Origin of the sequence: Paenibacillus sp. FSL L8-0502, from assembly GCF_038593055.1 — a bacterium.
GTDB lineage: Bacteria > Bacillota > Bacilli > Paenibacillales > Paenibacillaceae > Paenibacillus > Paenibacillus polymyxa_D.
This window is the reverse complement of sequence record NZ_CP151958.1, coordinates 4,562,560-4,580,581: the sequence shown is the minus strand read 5'-3', so window position 1 is coordinate 4,580,581 and position 18,022 is coordinate 4,562,560. Positions and strand designations below refer to the sequence as shown.

Annotated in this window: 23 protein-coding genes; 14 read left to right on the top strand and 9 right to left on the bottom strand. The window is 46.0% G+C overall.

Features of this window, described 5'->3' with window-relative positions; genetic code table 11:
- Positions 1-106 precede the first annotated feature (106 nt).
- The 4 genes from NSQ57_RS20005 to NSQ57_RS19990 all read left to right on the top strand — a co-directional run bounded on the left by NSQ57_RS20005 (position 107) and on the right by NSQ57_RS19990 (position 3,618).
- Positions 107-1,129: an ATP-binding cassette domain-containing protein gene (locus tag NSQ57_RS20005; RefSeq protein WP_340886339.1), complete on the top strand. Its 1,023-nt coding sequence runs from the start codon at positions 107-109 to the stop codon at positions 1,127-1,129.
- The gene (locus NSQ57_RS20000; RefSeq protein ID WP_025723588.1) at positions 1,126-1,794 is read left to right on the top strand and encodes a methionine ABC transporter permease; all 669 of its coding nucleotides are present in this window, start codon (positions 1,126-1,128) and stop codon (positions 1,792-1,794) included. The genes NSQ57_RS20005 and NSQ57_RS20000 overlap by 4 nt, the downstream gene beginning before the upstream one ends.
- A 74-nt stretch (positions 1,795-1,868) precedes the next feature.
- Positions 1,869-2,711: a MetQ/NlpA family ABC transporter substrate-binding protein gene (locus NSQ57_RS19995; RefSeq protein WP_029518221.1), complete on the top strand. Its 843-nt coding sequence runs from the start codon at positions 1,869-1,871 to the stop codon at positions 2,709-2,711.
- A 142-nt stretch (positions 2,712-2,853) separates the two neighbouring features.
- Positions 2,854-3,618 carry an SDR family oxidoreductase gene (locus NSQ57_RS19990; RefSeq protein WP_029518222.1) on the top strand — a complete coding sequence of 255 codons (765 nt, stop codon included), beginning with the start codon at positions 2,854-2,856 and terminating at the stop codon, positions 3,616-3,618.
- Positions 3,619-3,709: 91 nt separating this feature from the next.
- Here NSQ57_RS19990 and NSQ57_RS19985 read toward each other — a convergent pair whose 3' ends face one another.
- Positions 3,710-3,955, bottom strand: coding sequence for a NifU family protein (locus NSQ57_RS19985; protein ID WP_013311836.1), 246 nt, complete (start codon positions 3,953-3,955; stop codon positions 3,710-3,712).
- Between the two features lie 87 nt (positions 3,956-4,042).
- Here NSQ57_RS19985 and NSQ57_RS19980 point away from each other — a divergent pair, with 87 nt between their 5' ends.
- On the top strand, positions 4,043-4,300 hold the full coding sequence (locus tag NSQ57_RS19980) for a YuzB family protein (protein ID WP_023990179.1): 258 nt from the start codon (positions 4,043-4,045) through the stop codon (positions 4,298-4,300).
- An 84-nt stretch (positions 4,301-4,384) separates the two neighbouring features.
- Here the strand turns inward: NSQ57_RS19980 and NSQ57_RS19975 are convergent, their stop codons facing one another.
- Both NSQ57_RS19975 and mqnE read right to left on the bottom strand, forming a co-directional pair.
- The gene (locus NSQ57_RS19975; protein ID WP_029518224.1) at positions 4,385-5,452 is read right to left on the bottom strand and encodes an NAD(P)/FAD-dependent oxidoreductase; all 1,068 of its coding nucleotides are present in this window, start codon (positions 5,450-5,452) and stop codon (positions 4,385-4,387) included.
- A gap of 204 nt (positions 5,453-5,656) precedes the next feature.
- A complete protein-coding gene (gene mqnE / locus NSQ57_RS19970; protein WP_029518225.1) occupies positions 5,657-6,763 on the bottom strand; it encodes an aminofutalosine synthase MqnE in 1,107 nt (368 codons plus the stop codon).
- A 371-nt stretch (positions 6,764-7,134) separates the two neighbouring features.
- On the opposite strand from mqnE, the gene NSQ57_RS19965 reads away from it, so the two are divergent.
- Complete coding sequence (locus NSQ57_RS19965; protein WP_013311832.1) at positions 7,135-7,494, top strand: iron-sulfur cluster assembly accessory protein; 360 nt, start codon at positions 7,135-7,137, stop codon at positions 7,492-7,494.
- A 149-nt stretch (positions 7,495-7,643) separates the two neighbouring features.
- On the opposite strand, the gene NSQ57_RS19960 is transcribed toward NSQ57_RS19965, so the two are convergent.
- Positions 7,644-7,844: a hypothetical protein gene (locus NSQ57_RS19960; protein ID WP_029518226.1), complete on the bottom strand. Its 201-nt coding sequence runs from the start codon at positions 7,842-7,844 to the stop codon at positions 7,644-7,646.
- Between the two features lie 261 nt (positions 7,845-8,105).
- Here NSQ57_RS19960 and NSQ57_RS19955 point away from each other — a divergent pair, with 261 nt between their 5' ends.
- The 3 genes from NSQ57_RS19955 (at position 8,106) to NSQ57_RS19945 (ending at position 10,718) form a co-directional block, all read left to right on the top strand.
- Positions 8,106-8,471, top strand: a complete 366-nt coding sequence (locus NSQ57_RS19955) for a hypothetical protein (protein ID WP_165148504.1) — start codon at positions 8,106-8,108, stop codon at positions 8,469-8,471.
- Positions 8,472-8,565: 94 nt separating this feature from the next.
- Entirely contained in the window at positions 8,566-10,140 is a 1,575-nt protein-coding gene (locus NSQ57_RS19950) for a sigma-70 family RNA polymerase sigma factor (protein ID WP_342425200.1), read from the top strand.
- A 95-nt stretch (positions 10,141-10,235) separates the two neighbouring features.
- Entirely contained in the window at positions 10,236-10,718 is a 483-nt protein-coding gene (locus tag NSQ57_RS19945) for a ferritin-like domain-containing protein (protein WP_238437843.1), read from the top strand.
- A gap of 20 nt (positions 10,719-10,738) precedes the next feature.
- On the opposite strand, the gene NSQ57_RS19940 is transcribed toward NSQ57_RS19945, so the two are convergent.
- Positions 10,739-11,446, bottom strand: coding sequence for a DUF421 domain-containing protein (locus NSQ57_RS19940; protein WP_069012613.1), 708 nt, complete (start codon positions 11,444-11,446; stop codon positions 10,739-10,741).
- A gap of 193 nt (positions 11,447-11,639) precedes the next feature.
- Complete coding sequence (locus NSQ57_RS19935) at positions 11,640-12,518, bottom strand: LysR family transcriptional regulator (protein ID WP_029518230.1); 879 nt, start codon at positions 12,516-12,518, stop codon at positions 11,640-11,642.
- Positions 12,519-12,667: 149 nt separating this feature from the next.
- On the opposite strand from NSQ57_RS19935, the gene NSQ57_RS19930 reads away from it, so the two are divergent.
- The 5 genes from NSQ57_RS19930 (at position 12,668) to NSQ57_RS19910 (ending at position 15,624) form a co-directional block, all read left to right on the top strand.
- Positions 12,668-13,597: a DMT family transporter gene (locus NSQ57_RS19930; RefSeq protein ID WP_069012614.1), complete on the top strand. Its 930-nt coding sequence runs from the start codon at positions 12,668-12,670 to the stop codon at positions 13,595-13,597.
- A gap of 84 nt (positions 13,598-13,681) precedes the next feature.
- A complete protein-coding gene (locus NSQ57_RS19925) occupies positions 13,682-14,296 on the top strand; it encodes a hypothetical protein (protein ID WP_069012615.1) in 615 nt (204 codons plus the stop codon).
- Between the two features lie 57 nt (positions 14,297-14,353).
- Complete coding sequence (locus tag NSQ57_RS19920) at positions 14,354-14,680, top strand: hypothetical protein (RefSeq protein WP_039272696.1); 327 nt, start codon at positions 14,354-14,356, stop codon at positions 14,678-14,680.
- A gap of 18 nt (positions 14,681-14,698) precedes the next feature.
- On the top strand, positions 14,699-14,989 hold the full coding sequence (locus NSQ57_RS19915) for a hypothetical protein (RefSeq protein WP_069012616.1): 291 nt from the start codon (positions 14,699-14,701) through the stop codon (positions 14,987-14,989).
- 314 nt (positions 14,990-15,303) lie between these two features.
- Positions 15,304-15,624, top strand: a complete 321-nt coding sequence (locus NSQ57_RS19910; protein ID WP_023990165.1) for a hypothetical protein — start codon at positions 15,304-15,306, stop codon at positions 15,622-15,624.
- A gap of 156 nt (positions 15,625-15,780) precedes the next feature.
- Here the strand turns inward: NSQ57_RS19910 and NSQ57_RS19905 are convergent, their stop codons facing one another.
- The 3 genes from NSQ57_RS19905 to NSQ57_RS19895 form a co-directional block, all read right to left on the bottom strand.
- Positions 15,781-16,638 (bottom strand): 1,4-dihydroxy-6-naphthoate synthase, encoded by an 858-nt coding sequence (locus NSQ57_RS19905; protein ID WP_029518234.1) that lies wholly within the window; start codon positions 16,636-16,638, stop codon positions 15,781-15,783.
- The gene (locus NSQ57_RS19900) at positions 16,639-17,301 is read right to left on the bottom strand and encodes a futalosine hydrolase (protein WP_069012617.1); all 663 of its coding nucleotides are present in this window, start codon (positions 17,299-17,301) and stop codon (positions 16,639-16,641) included.
- A 200-nt stretch (positions 17,302-17,501) separates the two neighbouring features.
- Positions 17,502-17,747: a hypothetical protein gene (locus NSQ57_RS19895; protein ID WP_029518236.1), complete on the bottom strand. Its 246-nt coding sequence runs from the start codon at positions 17,745-17,747 to the stop codon at positions 17,502-17,504.
- Positions 17,748-18,022: the final 275 nt, after the last annotated feature.

The window sequence follows — 18,022 nt, the reverse complement described above, 5'->3', positions numbered from 1 at the left end:
TGTGAAAGGGGCTCTTTTTTGTATAAATAAATAGCGATTTTATACAATCCTGAGAGATGACAACTGGTAAAAAGGGTAAGGAAGAAGTGAAGGGGGTCGCAGCACGTTGATAGAGCTTAAGCAGTTAACCAAGCATTATGGCAAAGGCAACCGACGCGTTAATGCGCTGTCTGGGTTGAATCTTTCTATACAGCGTGGAGAAATATTCGGAGTGATTGGTCACTCCGGGGCAGGGAAAAGTACATTGATCCGCTGTATTAATTTATTGGAACGCCCTACTTCAGGTGAAGTATGGGTAGACGGGGTAAACCTCACTACTGTGAGTCAATCCCAGTTACAAATGCAGCGCCGAAAAATCGGAATGATTTTTCAGCATTTTAATTTGTTGTCTTCGGCGACGGTATATGACAATATTGCATTTCCGTTGCGGCTGGTAAACACGCCCAAGCAGAAGTTGGACCAGAAGGTTCGTGAACTGCTGGAATTGGTGGGTCTCGAAGAACACAGTGGAAAATATCCGTCACAGCTCTCAGGTGGACAGAAGCAACGGGTAGGAATTGCACGGGCGCTGGCTAGTGATCCTCATGTATTGCTGTGTGACGAAGCGACTTCGGCGCTTGATCCGCAGACGACGGGGTCTATCCTGAAATTGCTGCTGGATATTAATCAGCGTTTTAATTTAACCATCGTGTTGATTACACATGAAATGCATGTCATTCAAAGCATTTGTGATAAAGTTGGCGTCATTCATCAGGGCGACATCGTGGAGCAAGGTCCGGTGGCGGAAGTATTTTTGAAGCCGCAGCACCAGGTAACCAAGGACTTTATCCAGCGGGAGTCAGAACATCCCGAGGAGTTGCAAGCAGCGATTGCGGCAGCAGGTGAGGGCGAGTCGGCGCAGGTGGTACGTATCTCCTTCTTGGGCAGCAAAACATATGATGCGATTCTGTCGCGTACGGCTCGAAGCACTGGGGTGGATTTTGCGATCTTGCAGGGAACCATATCTACGATTAAAAATGTACCCTATGGTCAGCTAATCGTTCGTTTTGAAGGGAATCATGAGGATATAGAGCATACGCTGCGCGAAGTGTCTGGGCAAGGACTTGATGTGGAGGTGATCGGACAATGAGCGAACTTGATTTTTCACAAGTGAGTTGGGAAGAGCTAGGGAATTCTACGCTGGAAACCCTTCAGATGCTCGGTGCATCCGCATTGTTCACCCTCATTATTGGTTTGCCGCTCGGCATATTATTGTTTCTGGCGAGCCGCTCCTCGTTGACTCTGATGAAGGTGATATACATTGTATTATCATTCATCGTTAACATTTTACGTTCCGTGCCATTTATCATTTTGATCGTTGCACTTATTCCTTTTACACGATCGCTGGTAGGTACCTCGACCGGGGTGTTGGGAACCATCCCACCATTGGTTATCGGGGCTGCCCCATTCTTCGCACGTCTTGTCGAAACGTCTCTGCGTGAAGTGGACAAGGGTGTCATTGAAGCCGCACAAGCAATGGGGGCCTCGACAGGACAAATTATCCGGCGTGTGCTGTTACGTGAGGCACTTCCGGGACTGCTAGCCGCATTAACCATTACCGTCGTTACACTCGTATCCTACACGGCAATGTCCGGGATGATCGGGGGCGGTGGACTGGGTACACTGGCTATCAACTACGGCTATTATCGTTATGAAACGGCTGTAATGATCGTTGCGGTCGTGCTGATGGTCGTATTGGTTCAATTGCTGCAAATGGCGGGAGACCGTCTCGTGCGGCATTATACTCGAAAATAGGGAAAACATATAGATATCCTTATTGATCAGGACGTCTGCTCCTGAATATTACAAATTATTGGAGGGGTAATAACATGAAGAAATGGGTATTGGCTGTATTAAGCTTGACATTAATTGCGGTGCTGGCTGCTTGCGGCACAAAGAGCACAACATCGGATACAAACAATGCGGCCGAAAATACAGGCGGATCACCACGTGAAGTGGAGCTGAAAGTTGGAGCTTCTCCTGTGCCGCATGCGGAAATTTTGGAAGCAATCAAACCTCAGTTGGAAAAGGAAGGGGTTCGTCTTCAAGTCGTTCAGTTTAACGACTATGTACAGCCGAACGTTCAATTGTTTGACAAGCAGTTGGATGCTAACTTCTATCAACATGTACCTTACTTGAATGTTATGAACAAAGAGCGCAAAATGAATTTGGTTTCTGTGGGCGCGGTTCACCTGGAGCCTTTCGGCATCTACTCCCAAAAATATAAAAAGCTTGATGAACTCCCAGATGGCGCAACGGTAGCCATTCCGAACGATGCAACAAACGGAGGCCGTGCATTGTTGTTGTTGGAAAAACAAGGTCTGATCAAGCTGAAAGACGCAAGCAACATTGAAGCTACCGTAAAAGATATTACTGAAAATAAGAAAAACCTGAAATTCAAGGAGCTGGAAGCGGCTATGCTGCCACGTCAGTTGCCTGAAGTGGACATTGCGTTGATCAACACGAACTACGCTCTGGAAGCTAAGCTGAACCCGACGAAGGATGCACTGGCACTGGAAGATAAAGATTCTCCATATGCTAACGTTCTGGTAGCTCGTCCTGATAATAAAGATTCTGAAGCGATTCAGAAGCTGCTTAAAGCTTTGCAATCTCCAGAAACTAAAAAATTCATTGAAGATAAATACCAAGGCGCAATTATCCCGGCATTTTAAGTAGGGAACGAGAACACATTGCACGCAAACCCCAGATTCTCTTGAACAAGAGGACTGGGGTTTCTTTTGGATAGAGTTGTAGGGGAAGCTTAAATATTTTATACTTGGGGGTGACCGTTCTCTGTGAACAGGAGGAAAATTGTTGAGAGATAAAGTCGCATTCATAACGGGTAGTGCCAAAGGTTTAGGTAAAACGACCGCTCTGCGTCTGGCGAATGAAGGCTGTAATATTGCGCTGAATTATGTGCATAGCCAAGCAGAAGCCGAAGCGCTTAAGCGGGTGATTGAGTCTAAGGGAGTACGCTGCCTGTCTTTACAAGGGGATATCACTGTTCAGAAAGATATCACGAGGCTGATTGGTGAAGTCCAGGATCGGCTAGGCGGAGTCGATATTATGGTGAACAATGCTGGACCGTTCATCCGGGAACGCCGTCTGTTTGCGGATTACAGTGTAGCTGAGATTCATACCATGATACAAGGGAATCTGGTCGGTACCATGTTGCTGGATCATTTGGTATTGCCTCACATGCGTAGCCAGCAATGGGGACGTATTATTCATTTTGGCTTTGGTCATGCTGGAGAAGCGAGGGCTTGGCCGCATCGCGCCGTCTACGCAGCCGCCAAGGTGGGGCTGGTGTCTTTTACGAAGTCACTGGCTGTGGAGGAGGCTCCTTATGGCATCACGGTCAATATGATCTGTCCAGGGGATATTCGAGGAGCAAATAAGGAAATGTCAATTGCCGATGTCATCGGCATGCAGGATAAAGAGACACCGCGTGGGCGTCCGGGGAGCGGAGAGGACATTGCGCGAGTGATCGCCTATTTGTGTGAGGAGCATTCGGATTTTATAACAGGCAATATTATGGATGTATCGGGAGGATTGGACCCCATTCGGCCAACCATATAAGCTTGAGTGATCCCTCAGACGCTGTAACACAAAAAAGAGTCTTGAGCTTCGTTACCGAAGTCAAGACTCTCATGATCTTATGCATCAAGCATTAGAATACTTGTACCACTTCTTGGACGCCGTCGACTTCTTCGAGAAGAGCGCGTTCAATCCCTGCTTTCAGCGTGATTGTGGAACTTGGGCAACTGCCGCAAGCGCCTACCAGCTTCAGCTTAACGATGCCGTCTTCTACGTCAACCAGCTCAACGTCGCCGCCATCGCGTTGCAGGAACGGACGGAGCTTATCCAGTACATCTGCTACTTCATCATACATTTGAACGCTTTGTGTTTCGCTCATTAGAATTCAACTCCTTTCCTATACCTTTATTATTATATTACAAAGCGGGCCAAATTAAAATGCCCGTCATCCAAAGCAGGTGAAAAAATGTTAAGACCTATTATTGAGTTTTGCACCAGTAATATGCATTGGGGCACTGATGAAATCATGTCCAAGCTGGAACAGAATCCAGATTATGATGTGATTGAATACGGCTGCCTAAGCAATTGCGGTCAGTGTAACGCGGAACCCTATGCGATGGTCAATGGTGAGATTGTATCCGCAGATTCAGCAGAGCTTCTGTACGAAGTGATTATGAACAAAATTAAGGAAGCTGAAGCATGGGATAACCTAGACTTGGATTGAAATATAATGCTCTGTTAGCCCATACACGCAATATACAAAGAAGACCTGCTTTGGGAGCGGGTCTTCTTTGTTTGTTTAGCATGATCAGCCAAAATGGCGTTTGGACTTCCAGAGCACACCGCTTTTAAGCAGGCGTGGTACACGGCCGCGCAATGAAGTGCTGCCCATAAAGCCATAGCCGAACCCGGCCTTCTTGCCAAGTGCGCCTAATGTACCGCGCAGCTTTAAAGGATGCGGGTGAGGCGTTTGACCTTTCCATAGATCACGTACAATATGTGCGATTTGTTCCCCTTGCACCTCTGCTGCCTGAGCGCTTGGAGAGTAGGGAAGGCTCGCACAGTCTCCGACCACATATACCTCTGGATGATCTGGTATTTGGTAGTAATCGTTGAGCACGATACGACCCTGAGGGTCTTTAGGGACAGCTAAATCCTGCACGATTTTTACTGGCTGAATTCCGGCCGTCCATACCACTGCATCCGTTACAATTTGCTCGTCACGGTTATAAATAGCCCCCGGCTCAATACGAGAAACCGCAACATGGTTCAGGGCATTAACCTGATGCTCCTTGAACCAAGCATGTACATAGGCAGACAAACGTTGCGGGAATGCTGACAGCACCCGCTCGCCCCGATCCATAATGGTAATATTCAAATCCGTGCGGCTTTCACGTAACTCCGCTGCAATCTCAACACCGCTAAGACCGCCGCCTACAATATGGACATGTCCATATGGCTTGATTTCGTTCAAGCGCAGATAGGTTTGGCGGGTATGGTTAAACGACTGGATCGTACAGCTGTGTTCTTCAGCCCCCGGTGTATTGTGAAAGCGGTCGGTACAACCCAACGCAATGACAAGCTGATCATAGGGCAAGGGTTCACCGTCTTGAAAATGGACCATTTTATTCTCCAGATCCATCGAGGTGACCTCTCCGTATTTGCGAATAAGACGTTGCTCATCTGGAAAATGCACCCGCAAATCAAAATCAGAAACCGTACCTGCTGCGAGGGCATAGTACTCTGTTTTCAAGCCCTGAAAGGGCATTCGATCCACTAAAATAACTTGAACATCGTCGGGAATGTGTTTATCCAGCAATTCTTTGGCAATGGTAAGGCCGCCATAGCCGCCCCCCAGAATAACGAAATTTTTCATCAAAATCCGCCTTCCTTTCGCTACCGTGTCCCCGGCAAATGGTCTGGTGTCTCGTCGATCTAACACAAGTTTTTGTTGTTATAAAACCCGAGAATCGGGCCTGCCTGTGGCAGACAGACCAGCGTATTCCGGGGCAGCATGATGCTGCATGATGTGAGTAATGGGGATGATATGCTCGCGGGAAATCTGAATCCGATATTACATTTATTCGAAAACTTCAATTTCGTTATAGAAGGTGTCTCGTTCTACAGGTATGCGTCCTGCACCTTTGACCAGCCAGATCAGCTCTTTACGGGTCAATCCGGCAGGGGTCAACGCACCTGCGGCATGGCTGATCTGCTCGCGCACAATCGTGCCATGGACGTCTGATGCGCCAAAGGTGAGAGCGACCTGCGTCAATTGCGGGCCAATATTAATGAAGTAAGCTTTGACATGGTCGATATTGTCCAGCATCAGGCGGCTGATCGCAATGGTTTTGAGATCTTCGTAAGCGGAGTTACGACGCATAATGTTGGCGTTTTTGCTTTTCGGCTGCATGGACAGTGGAATAAATACCATAAATCCGTTCGTTTCGTCCTGCAATTCGCGAATTTGCAGCATATGTTCAATACGATCCTGATACGATTCGACCGAACCGTACAGCATAGTCGTATGAGTTTTCATGCCGAGATTGTGGGCCGTGCGATGTACTTCGAGATAGCGGTCCACGTTGGCTTTGGTAACACGCATCTTCTTGCGATATTCGTCGGACAAGATTTCTGCGCCACCACCAGTCAGGGATTGAAGTCCAGCCTTTTGCAGCTCCTCAAGCACTTCTTTAATACTCAAGCCGCTTATGCGTGTGAAAAAGTCAATTTCCGCTGCTGTGTAGGCTTTCAGTGTAACGTGGGGATATTTTTCATTCAGCGCCTTCAATGAGTCTACATAGTATTGGAAAGGCACATGATTATTATGACCACCGACGATATGAAATTCTCTTACCCCCGGATGGATGTGTTGCTCTACATAATCAATCATTTCCTGCCCGGACAACGTATAAGAGCCGTCCTCCCCCTGATCCTTGCGGAAATTGCAGAACGCGCAGCGCGCTTCGCATACATTGGTGAAGTACAGGCTCATGTTTTCGATAAAATAAACCTTTTTTCCGTTCTTGCGTAAATTAGCTTCGTTAGCCAACTGACCCAGTGTGAGGATATCGTCAGTTTCATACAAATATATACCATCTTCGAGGTTCAAACGAATCCCGTTCTGTACCTTTTCTACAATTTCCGCCATTCTGCGGTCTGTAAAAGGTGTAACTAATGTGGACATGCCTATTCCTCCTTCAAGTTGCTCTGTGCGAGGCTGTCCGCCAAATCAGCGGCACAAGCGCTTGATGCGCACAGGATGTCCCGTTCCGTCGGTAAAATCCGGCAGCGCGGATATACGATATGTGAAAAATGTTACAATGCCAGGCTACAATGATGAATATCTCAAAATATCGCCTTTGAAATGACAAATTTCCGACAGTTTCTTTTACACACTCTTCACCTATTATAAACCTCACACCACCGGTGTTCAATACAAACGAATAGAAAAACAGGTCTTGAAGCCTGTAAGGGAAGGACATTCCATGACTTGAGCACCTGCAAATAGTGGAGTATACTGAAGGAGAACATGAAGTAAAAGAGGAGGATGGAGCTATGATTAACATCACCGATTCCGCTGCTGAGCGTTTGAAGGATATGCTGGAGCAGCAGGAAACGCCGAATATGTTTTTACGTCTGGGTGTTACGCCAGGTGGTTGCACCGGATTCTCGTATGCAATGGGCTTTGACGACAACGAGACGGATCAGGATATATATATGAACGTACAGGATATGAAGATTGTAGTGGAAAAGGAAAGCATCCGCTACCTGGACGGTCTGGAAATCGACTTTGAAGAGTCTGGAATGTCAGGCGGCTTCACGATTCATAACCCGAATGCTGTAGCTACATGCGGCTGTGGTTCAAGCTTCCGTACGGCTACGGATGCCGGGAAACCGAACGAAGAGCCTTGTTAAGGTAGTTTAAAAGGGTACAATGAAATGAATTGTCTGCAAACCTGCATGATGGGGTGTTAACAATTCGAAAATGTAAATCAAGACCTCCAGAACGGTATAGTCACGTACTATATTCGTCCTGGAGGTCTTTTTTAATATGTAGAGATTACTTACTTAGGATCATTATCACTACGTGTGGATTGGACAAATTTACTCAGGGCATTAAAAAAGGCAAATGCAACTGTAAAAAGCAAAAGAGCTACGGGTTTAATTTCAATCTTAGAAAAAACACTATATAAAACTAAAAATGCAAAAAAGAGTACTGAGCTATTTACGTTTTGTTTTGTATAAATAGATTTTATAAAATTCATTGTATCACTCTCCAATTTGATTATAAGAATTCAAAACATATAGTATAAGTACCTCATTAACAAAATAGAAGTTAACTTGGTATATATACCATATTGCGAATGTATTTAATGAACGACTTCTTATACATAAATTACAGTATTGCATACAAACATTCAGGACTTATCAAATAAAAAATTCACATTATTTTAATTAGAGTTTTACTTCACTAGAATTTCAGTATAGGAACTTACAATTTGAATTCTGAGGGAGTGAAAGAATATATGAGCAATCCAGTTAGTTTAAAAATGGCTACCATGACATATGGACTTGATGATGATCCTCATATGTATGAATTATTTGAGGGAGTTCTGTATGATCGTAGTTATTTCTTTTATCTTGAACATGGGATACTGTGTCTGCGACATGTAAGAAAGGTAGAACAACCGGACCATCCACATCTTTATGTGGATGGGGAAAGTGGGGGCCTCCAACTAGCGAAGAATGTACAGCGTGGGATTATGGAAGTCGTTACAGAACTGATCGAGCGTTTGCGTAGTAAGGATGGATTGACGTTTTTACTGGACGAACTGCTATGGCTACATGGTCGAAGTCATATTGAACTTAACCTCGTAAAAAATAAAGGATGATATATTTCTGTTGAGAAACTAGCTGATTTGTAACCTTCCTCCACGGAGTTGGCACTTAAGACTAAGAACACGAGAGAAAAGAGGCTAGGGATGTATGAAGGAGTGGGTTGAAAAGGCACGGCAGGGGGATGAAGAAGCGTTCGGGCAGCTAATGCTGCATTTTCGCGGGATGGCCTATGCGGTGTCCTATGACATGCTGAAGGATGTTCATCTCGCGGAAGATGCCGTGCAGGATGCGCTCATAGAAGCTTATCAGAATCTGGAGAAGCTGCAGAACGCGTCCGCTTTTCCAGGCTGGTTCAAGACCATTGTCGTAAGACAGTGCCAGCGGATGCTGCGGCGCAAGCATCATTCGATGCTTCCTCTGGATGAGGCTATGCAGATATCGGGAGGAGTACCGGGTGTAGCAGAAATTGCGGAGCGTAGGGAGGAGAGCCAAGTTCTGCAACAATCGGTGAAGGCACTGTCTGCCAAGCTGCGCGTGCCTCTGCGGCTGTTTTATTTTTACGGCTATTCTCTTCAGGAAATTTCCGATTATCTGGGCACTCCGGTCCCGACGCTTAAGAAGCGGTTGCACGATGCTCGCCGAAAGCTGAAAGGTACACTCCCGGTAGCTGATCTCGTTTCTGTGTTCAATCATTTGTATGAGGGAGGGCAAAACATGCTACATATTGTTAACGGTGATGTTGTAGGCGAGATGTTGAAGCAGGGTGTTGTACAGGGTGATGTGCTTGTATGGAGAGAGGTATATCCGGCAGGACCGATATTTTTAAATCCAGCGGGGGCGGAAGAACGGGCATTGCGGGCCAGGGTCCTAGAAGAATCGATGGGTATTCCGACCAGCGAATATATTATGGGTTGTGAGGAACAGGAGCAGAAACTTCGTGAGTTTATTAAGTATGATGAAATCGTATTGTGGTTTGAGCATGACCTGTTTGATCAGAGCATGCTCGCCTATCTGCTCCACTGGTTCAAAAGACAGAAACTGGGCCGCACGAAGCTGAGCTTGCTCTGCATTGGGGAGTTTCCGGGAATCGAACGCTTTCATGGCTTGGGACAGCTCACTCCGGCACAGCTTCAGACATTATCTGGGACCTGGCGGACTATTGGGCGGCAAGAAATGGAACTCGGAAGCGAGCTTTGGAAGGCGTATGCTTCTCCTGATCCTGTTCAAATGGCTAATCTGCTGGAAGACAAGAAGGCAGAATTGGCAGCATCCGGCCTGCCTTTTGCCTATGAAGCTTTCACAGCGCATCTCAAGCGGCTGCCCTCGGAGCAGAATGGTCTTGGCATTGTGGAACAGACCACGCTTCAGGCCGTTCATAATGAAGTGAATACGGCATTGGAATTGTTTCGTCAGGTAACTGACGTTCTGCATGTGCTTGGCATGGGTGATCTCGAATACTGGAAATTTATTCGTGCTTTGGCGCAAGGCGAACATCCTTTGCTGATCATTGACGGGATTGAGGCGGGCTTGGATTTCAGACAAATTCCGGATTTTCTGAACCGAAAGGTAATTCTGACAGAGTTGGGTAAAGAGGTACTGAATGGATCAGCGGACCGCATTGCAGTTCAAGGGATCGATGAGTGGTTTGGGGGGCTGCATCTCCATGGACATGAGGTTTCTTGGCGCTGGGATGATGTAGCTGGAGGTTTGATCCGACATTGAAGGATAGCTATCATCAGTATATTCTCCTAATGTTAGGAACCGACATGGGCAGATGCGCATATACTTTCTAAAAACTAACATTAGGAGGAATAAACTTGTATCAAGTACCTTCTTACTGGGGAAATTCATACTATATGCGGGCCGATTTTGTACCGATCTGGAACACAGGATTTCCGAAAGCAGTACAAATGATAAAGGAAGCGGTACAAGGGGAGCGTAACGATGAGTTGTTCTACGATGAATTGATCAATTTGGCACCCTCACAAGAGCAGGTGGCTATTATTGAAAGCATCCGTAATGATGAGCGCGGTCACAATAAAATGTTCAGAGAGATGTATCGGGCTTTGACAGGACAGGAAATTGCAGGCATCAGTAGTGAGCAATATGAGAGGGTGCAATCTTATACAGAAGGTCTACAGCGCGCCTTGATGGGAGAGTTGGGTGCGGTGGAACGATATCGCAACATCTGGTTTGGTTTGCCTGCCGGTATCTATAAGGACACGGTGTACGGTATCATTTTGGATGAGCTTAAGCACGCTGCCAAATACAATTATCTGATTACGTTGAATCTCAGGTAACTATTGACCGAAAGTCAATACTACTCCACATCAATTGGATGCTGGATTTTATCCTTATATTCATCCACATAGAGTTGGCCGTTGCTGCCTTTAACGGCATAGAATACGTCCTCTAACTTTTTGTCGCGGGCCTTCAGTTGAGACAGCAGCCATGATTCGGGAATATGATTGGAGTTTAAATTGCCATGCAAAAGCTGTCCGTCGATTACAAGCTCAATTGGGAACTGTGTGGCATTACCTGCATTCAACTGCAGGTCTTTTAATGTCACGGCTTGCAGTTCCTTTTTCTTTTGAACAGATAGTTTTCCGTTAATCTCAAGGAGGGCGTACTGCACTTCTTCTATATTAAAAATTTCTTTCTGGCGAAGTTGTTGGTTTAAAGAATCCAATGTCATATTATTTTTTTTTAGGTTATCTTCGAGAATGAACCCTCCTTCTATGAGAACGGTGGGTGCTCCCTCTGTCCACATCTTAAAGTTTCTGAATTTCAAAAAAAACTTGGATAAAACATAAGAAGTAATTGTAAAAACAGACAGGGCTATTAATAGGTGGACAACTTCTATTTTTTGGTTAAATGCAAAATTAGCAGCCATAGCTCCTAATATAACTGCCGTTACGAATTCGTGAAAGTTCATATTGGAAAGGGTTTGCTTCCCCAATATTCTCCCAATTAGCATGAGGATAACGAATGCAGAAAAACTTCTGATCAAAATAACGAGATGATCAATGCAAAACCCTCCTAGTTTGAAAATTGCAGGTATTCAGCATATAGGTTACCCGCTGGGATGGGATAATATACCAATGTAATTAATGCATTATATGTGATGTATAAGCTTATAGGTTAGAAATTTAGCTATTTGGTCGAATGATTTGATTTCTCTGCATATGAATAGACCTCCTTATGTTCATAATCCAATGCTTCTACTGCTTCATATCCGTAAACAGCTCCTGCGCAGTACGCACAAATAACTGTACAGCCAGAGAAGCATTGTGCAGGGATGGTACAGCGATACCGATTTGACGTGTGATCAGAGGTGAAGTCTCCTTGACGGTCAGATCATGGGGGAACGTGGACAAGGCGAGTGAAGAAACAATGCCCATACCCAGTCCTTGTCGAACCATGCTGACCAAGGTGCTGACATTGTGAGTAATGAATTGTGCCTGCAACTGACTTTGTTCGCGTTCAAAACCTTCCATAATGGCGACCTCATGTCCACCTTTACAAAAGATCATATCCTGCTCATTCAAGTCACGGATGGCAATTTTATTGTGCGATTGTAGAGGGTGACCGTCTGGCAGGAGAATAACCATGTCATCCTGACATAATGGGATGATATCTACCTGAGGGTCTGGTAACAGGATGATACCGACTTCGATTTCTCTGGTATGCACCCACTCCTTGACTTCATTCGTGGAGCCTTCATGTAGATCGAAAACAAGGTTCGGATAATGCTGACGAATATGATGAATAATCGGGGGCAGAAAATAGGCTGAGGCAGAAGGAAAGGCACCGATCGTGATCGTGCCCACGTCTAGACCTTTTTCAGCAGCCACCTGCTGCTGTACCTTTTCCATGCTTTGCAGCATCATACGGAATTGCAGCAGTACCTTGTGCCCGATATTTGTCAGCAGCACTCCTTTTTTTCGGTCGCGCAGCAATAGCTGGACACCCAGCTCGTTTTCGATGCTGGCGATGGCATGGCTGACCGCGGGCTGCGTCATATGCAGCTCATGGGCAGTTTGGGTGAAGTTTAGCGTTTCAGCTACACGAACGAAGATCATAATCTGAGTAATGGTCATAAGTGAAAAGTTATCTCCCTTATTGAAAACATTCATTTTATTTATTAGTGACCACAGTATACGCTAGTAAAGCAAAACTTTGCAAACGGCTATTCAGATTTTAGTCGGTAGCAATGAGCGATGAAAAATCTAAGGGAGAGAAGACATCTATGAAAAAATTAACACCTAAAGCTACGTTGTGGCTTGTCTTGATATTAGTGATGGTATGGGGGATCAACTGGCCGTTGACCAAGCTGGCTTTGCCAGATACGCCGCCGATATTTTTTTCAGGAATCCGTACCCTGCTGGGTGGTGTGATTCTGCTATTGTTCGCTATACGTCACCGGGAAACCTTGCGTTTTAGACAAAATGCGTGGACTTATCTTGTGCTGTCCATATTTAATATTGCAGGCTACTATGGCTTGCAGACGGTAGGGCTGCGTTATTTGCCTGCTGGGTTATTTTCCACTTTAGTATTCCTTCAGCCGATCCTGTTGGGATTATTCTCCTGGATGTGGTTAGGGGAGCGCATGTTTCCCCTGAAGGTCATTGGACTGGTACTGGGTTTTGGCGGGGTGATCGTGATTAGCTCTGGTGGAATGGCAGGGCATTTATCGGTACTGGGTATTGTGTTGGGGCTAGCTTCAGGATTGTGCTGGGCGCTCGGAACGATTTATATGAAGAAAAAAAGTCAGCAGCTGGACTCCATTTGGGCGGTGACGATGCAGCTCGTATTGGGAGGGATTATACTCAATGGGATTGGATTTACGACCGAGAAATGGAGCGATATTCACTGGACGACCTCCTTTATCGCAATTCTATTGTTTATTTCGATATTCGTGATTGCGATGGGCTGGATAATTTATTTTAAACTGATCGACAATGGAGATGCAGGAACCGTCGGCTCATATACGTTTATGATTCCGGTGTTGTCCACAGTCTTTAGTATGGTAATGCTCAAGGAATCGCTTACTTTGACGTTTGTTGTGGGGCTGGTGCTGATTGCAGGCAGTGTGTATCTGGTAAATACAGCATCTCCTAGAAAACGAAAGAACCGAAACTCCAGGGCTGATGAAACGAATTCCTGTACAAATGCATAGAAATATGGAATTAGGAAAAATATACTAGATTATCAGAGGAGGGAATAGTAAAATATGACTATATAAGTAGAGAGGAAGTTTGGTATGGGAGAATTAAGCAGTCATGCTCAGTCTGTGGAGCCGCAAGCACATTCTGTTCGTAAGCTCGCAGTTGTAGCAACAGTCATTTCAGGAGTAGCTGTACTAGGATGTATAGCCTTGGCGGTGTGGAATTATAATCTGAATACGAAGGTCAATACTTTAACTAGTGCGAACGCTTCACTAAATAAAACAACACAAGCGTTAACGAAGCAACACAACGATACAGAGGCGCTACTGGGACGAGTTAGATTAACAGCTAACCTGTCAGCCATAACGCATATGTTAGAGCAGACATCTGTCGTTACCGATGATTTTGTATTGGAAAAAGTGACTTTTGATGTAACAGAGGATGGCACGTTGAAGGGTGTGCTACTGAATGTGAACAATCAACCTAATCTTGGTTTTGGCGGTGCTTATCAAGGTTATGGTAAATATAATATGTCCTCAGCTGCATTGACGAAGAAGGCGGAGGAAGTCATAAACATAGCTATGAAAGAGTACGGTACATCTGACAAGCTTCCGGTATGGGATAAGAATACGAGGGTGGAAATGACGGTTCAAAATTATCCGCTTGGGAAGCGGGAAGGCGGCACTTTTAAACTCACCGGTCAGCAGTAGGAGGAACCTAATGTATTCCGATGTTGGGTTTTGCAGATGAAGCGGGGGAGTTAAGAAATGGACAGATATACACCTACAGCGAGGGAACGTTGGCAGATGAAACAGAGCGAGCCGCAGCAGCAGGGATGGCTGCTCGCTTTCTTTGGCTGGATTTTTGCAGGTTTGGGGTTCATATTTAGTTTTTTTGTCTTTGGAGGATTGTTGGGTGTCTTAGGTTTGGTTTTTGGAATTTTGACGAAACGAATGGAACAAAGAAACACGCAGGGCATCTTCATTATTGTAATCAGCTCCGTTGCTATTGGCATCGGTCTATTGATTTTTATGATTTTTTTTACGCAAGGTTTTGTAGAGGGTCTGAGAGAAGGGTATAATGAGCATTATTAGGTCAGGGAGGTAACAGCATTGAGCGTCATTATTTCACAGCAAATCTCGGCAACGGGCGTGAAGGAATATACGAAGGTGATGAAAACATTTGATTCTCCGTTTACACCTTTAGTTGGACAGAAGATCAGGGACACGGCATTTGGCGATATGCAATATTACGATGTCGAGGACGTATTTATTGATCTAGCGGAGAATGAATATTGGGTTATTCTACCTGCCGTTTTGCTGCATACTGATGATATTGAGGATATACGAGACGCTGTGCGTGAGTATCGTTCACATGGTTGGGAATGTACGAAACCTCTGTAAATGCATACCACTTAGGCATCTATACGGAAACGTCTTTCTTTTGCGAGATAGGCGTTTTTTTTGTGTATTTGTGTAGGGGGTATTCCTAATGATTGGCATGAAAAGAAAGAATTTATGCTGAAAATGCGCAAATTTTATCATTTTTTATCATAAAACGACAAGTTGGGAAATGAAAACGGCCTTAATGTGTTATACTTAGTATATCAAAGGACAAGAGTCTAAAACGACCGGTAAGGCCCTTTCTTTGAAGAGCCTCTGAAAGGTTCAACGTTTATCCAAAATAAATGGTCAAAAGGAAAAGGGGAAATGCTAACGTGAGAGTGAATTTGAAATTTACCAACAAAGGGCAAGTTGCAGTTGAGAAGTTCAACAATGAGGAGCTTATCGAAATCTTTACCCGCTACATTAAAACGTTAAGCAAGAAGTATGATATCTCGGTTACCGTACCGGAGGATCTGAATGAGCAGATCTTGGAGGAGGGTACCGTGAAGGTCGTGTTGGATAAGATTAATTGTGACATGGACGCTTTTTTCAAGGAGCTGAGCCGGGATATCAAGGTGCCGCTGGTCAAAAGATTGGGTACCAAACTGGATAACGTATTTAAGACCGAGGTTGTGGAGCAGGAACAGAACTAAGTATAGGGATCAAGCGAGTCGAATGAAGATTCGCCATATGAAATGATAAAACCTCCCGAATGGGGCGCATGGCTAGGCCATGTGCTCGTTCGGGAGGTTTTATATGTTTAAACTACTCTATTCAGTAGGAAAACATGCAAGGCATGTCTCTCCCTTTTAACGTATTGTTGTGGATGTAGGGCGCAGTTGGGCTAAATCAAACGAAGGTACCAGCCCTTCCTGCGCGGCACGACCGAGCAAAGCTTCGATGGCGGCATATCCACTGTCGCCCAGATTGGCGGTAAAATCGTTAACGTACAGGTCGATATGCGATTGGGCGACATCAGGTGAAAGCTCCTGCGCATGAGACAATACATATTCACGCGAAGCTTCGGGATGCTGCCAAGCGTATTCGACAGAGGCGCGTATCCAGTTTGTGATCGCATCCAGATCCAGCGTACGGCGGGCAATAATAGCTCCGAGCGGGATCGGCAGTCCTGTATCTTCTTCCCACCAGTTCCCCAGATCGACTTGCTTACTAAGCCCGTAGGACGGATACGTGAACCGTGCTTCATGAATAACTAGTCCGGCATCTATCTTCCCGTCACGGACAGCAGGCATAATTTGGTCGAACGGCATCACGACGATCTCGCCGACACCCCCAGGCACATGCTTGGCCGCCCACAGGCGGAACAGCAGATAGGCAGTGGAACGTTCACTCGGAACGGCTACACGCTTGCCGGACAGGGCTTCCGGGCCTTTGACGGTGGAACCTTCCTTGGTCAGCACGAGTGGCCCACAACCCCGGCCCAGTGCGCCCCCACAAGGCAGCAGGGCATATTCATCCAGTACCCAAGGGAGTGCAGCATACGAAATTTTCATGATATCCAGTCCGTCTGGTGTGATCGCCAGATTGTTGGTGATGTCGATATCGGCGAATGTAATGTCCAGCGCGGGTGCGCCCGGAATCAAACCATGCGCCAGGGCATGGAAGACAAAAGTGTCGTTGGGACAAGGTGAAAAAGCAATTTGCATCTATATAACCTCCGTTAATGTAGAAAATGCGGCTTCCAATGCTTGCAAAGCCTCTTTGATTCGCCAGGCTGCACGGTCACGTGGACCGACAGCATTGGAAATCGTGCGGATTTCCATCGTCGGCAGTTCTAGCCTATTTGCCGCCACGGCCACGCCGTAGCCTTCCATCGCTTCGGCAGCAGCTCCAGGAACGCGTTTGGCCAGCCGTTCCGCTGTTGCCGCCGTACCGGTGGCCGTAGAGACGGTCAGGATCGGCCCCGCGACAGCCGTCTGTCCGGCGGCACGCAACGCCTGAACCAATCGCTGCGCGGTGGCAACGTTCACGGCAATTTTGCTTGAGCCGAACCCCAGCTCGTCCACGCTGCTGAAGCCCTCTGCCGTCTCGGCCCCCAGGTCGGCGGCAATGATCGCGTCAGCAACAACGACGCTCTCCAATGCAGCGACCTCCGCGAAGCCGCCACCAATTCCGGCGCTGATGACCAGACGGTAGTCACCAGCCGCCGCCAGTGCTAGCGCGGTTGAAGCCGCCGCGGACGGTGCGCCCACGCCAGCTAGCTCGACCACAAAACGGGTGTCGCCTTTCAGGCCCCGCAGTACAGCTTCCCGTTCGCCTTCAACCGCGGTCATAACCAGGATGCGCTCATCTGATGTTGTATGCTCCATCGGTTGATTCCCCTTTAAATTTAGGTAATATGCTCCCTTATCATACTGCTTTTCGAAACGATGTTCAAAAAAGGTCGACAAAAAAAGCGCTCTGAGGCGCTTTTTGAAAAACTGCAAGATTCAGCAGATATGAAAATCGGTAGTTGTAAACATAAAGCAATTCTAATCTGGAAGAACAGCGCAGGCATAGCATATAATAATTATATCGGCTGATCCTTTGTGATTAGCTGAAACATGGTAATATTGCGGTCATAATGGCTTGGGGTTCCATCTTGATTGCGCACCCGAATCATCTCGCTACTGAATAACTCGATATATCCACAGCCAATCTCACAGTATACACCTGTAGGGTCCTCTTGCCAGACCGTAACGAGGTGTTGAGACAGCGCTGCGGTGAAAAATTCGATGTTTTTTTGCAGTACGCGTGGCGTTTTCTTGGGTTCCATAACGTAAATCCTCCCTATATCATGCCATTTGAAAATCAGCAATTGAACGTGGCTTCTAAGTGGTTACTACACATCATAACGAACATAAACAACTGAAAAAGAAACGGTTCTTCAATCTACTCTATGAAACAGACGTAAACACTGTACCGCTTAATGCTATTTTTGTAAAGCATCCGAATGACCTTTTCAAATATCCAGTTTGTGTTTACACACATTTTACATTGCGTTTACACTACTGTGATGCTAGTGCGTTTCATCTAATAGTACAATAAAGG

Coding starts and splice junctions, on each gene's coding strand:
- NSQ57_RS20000 (WP_025723588.1), top strand. CDS start 1,126: ATGAGCGAACTTGATTTTTCACAAGTGAGTTGGGAAGAGCTAGGGAAT.
- NSQ57_RS19995 (WP_029518221.1), top strand. CDS start 1,869: ATGAAGAAATGGGTATTGGCTGTATTAAGCTTGACATTAATTGCGGTG.
- NSQ57_RS19985 (WP_013311836.1), bottom strand. CDS start 3,955: ATGAGCGAAACACAAAGCGTTCAAATGTATGATGAAGTAGCAGATGTA.
- NSQ57_RS19980 (WP_023990179.1), top strand. CDS start 4,043: ATGTTAAGACCTATTATTGAGTTTTGCACCAGTAATATGCATTGGGGC.
- NSQ57_RS19975 (WP_029518224.1), bottom strand. CDS start 5,452: ATGAAAAATTTCGTTATTCTGGGGGGCGGCTATGGCGGCCTTACCATT.
- mqnE (WP_029518225.1), bottom strand. CDS start 6,763: ATGTCCACATTAGTTACACCTTTTACAGACCGCAGAATGGCGGAAATT.
- NSQ57_RS19965 (WP_013311832.1), top strand. CDS start 7,135: ATGATTAACATCACCGATTCCGCTGCTGAGCGTTTGAAGGATATGCTG.
- NSQ57_RS19960 (WP_029518226.1), bottom strand. CDS start 7,844: ATGAATTTTATAAAATCTATTTATACAAAACAAAACGTAAATAGCTCA.
- NSQ57_RS19955 (WP_165148504.1), top strand. CDS start 8,106: ATGAGCAATCCAGTTAGTTTAAAAATGGCTACCATGACATATGGACTT.
- NSQ57_RS19950 (WP_342425200.1), top strand. CDS start 8,566: ATGAAGGAGTGGGTTGAAAAGGCACGGCAGGGGGATGAAGAAGCGTTC.
- NSQ57_RS19935 (WP_029518230.1), bottom strand. CDS start 12,518: ATGACCATTACTCAGATTATGATCTTCGTTCGTGTAGCTGAAACGCTA.
- NSQ57_RS19930 (WP_069012614.1), top strand. CDS start 12,668: ATGAAAAAATTAACACCTAAAGCTACGTTGTGGCTTGTCTTGATATTA.
- NSQ57_RS19925 (WP_069012615.1), top strand. CDS start 13,682: ATGGGAGAATTAAGCAGTCATGCTCAGTCTGTGGAGCCGCAAGCACAT.
- NSQ57_RS19920 (WP_039272696.1), top strand. CDS start 14,354: ATGGACAGATATACACCTACAGCGAGGGAACGTTGGCAGATGAAACAG.
- NSQ57_RS19905 (WP_029518234.1), bottom strand. CDS start 16,638: ATGCAAATTGCTTTTTCACCTTGTCCCAACGACACTTTTGTCTTCCAT.
- NSQ57_RS19900 (WP_069012617.1), bottom strand. CDS start 17,301: ATGGAGCATACAACATCAGATGAGCGCATCCTGGTTATGACCGCGGTT.
- NSQ57_RS19895 (WP_029518236.1), bottom strand. CDS start 17,747: ATGGAACCCAAGAAAACGCCACGCGTACTGCAAAAAAACATCGAATTT.